This window comes from Streptomyces sp. NRRL F-525, assembly GCF_000716605.1.
In the GTDB taxonomy this organism is placed as follows: Bacteria; Actinomycetota; Actinomycetes; order Streptomycetales; family Streptomycetaceae; genus Streptomyces.
Genome location: NZ_JNXE01000156.1, coordinates 1 through 397 on the forward strand (window position 1 = coordinate 1; position 397 = coordinate 397).

The 397-nt window shown below is 71.0% G+C and carries 1 protein-coding gene; it reads right to left on the reverse strand.

Features of this window, described 5'->3' with window-relative positions; translation table 11 throughout:
• Positions 1–397: acyl-CoA dehydrogenase family protein (locus tag OO69_RS48315; protein ID WP_033287417.1), on the reverse strand; the 397-nt coding region annotated here is incomplete at both ends.

Below are 397 nucleotides of genomic sequence, written 5' to 3' on the forward strand. Positions count from 1 at the left end.
CCGTACGTCTTGCCGATCACGTCCCGCTGGATCTCGCTGGTTCCGCCGTAGACCGTGGAGACGACCGCGGCCCGCAGGTGGCGCTCCATGTCGAACTCGGTCGTGTAGCCGTAGCCCCCCATCATCTGCATGCCCTCCAGGGCCGCCCGCTTGGCGACCTCCGTGGCCTTCAGCTTGGCCATCGACGCCTCCCTCGGGAACAGGCGGTCGGGCTGGGCATCGCAGTCCAGGGCCACCTCGCGCACCAGCAGCCGGGTGCTCTCGATCTCGGTGGCGAGGTCGGCCACCCGGTGCCGCAGCGCCTGGAAGGACCCGACGGGACGGCCGAACTGCTCGCGCTCGCGCACGTAGCCGAGCGCGTCGTCGAATGCGCGGCGGGCCAGGCCCAGCATGTTCG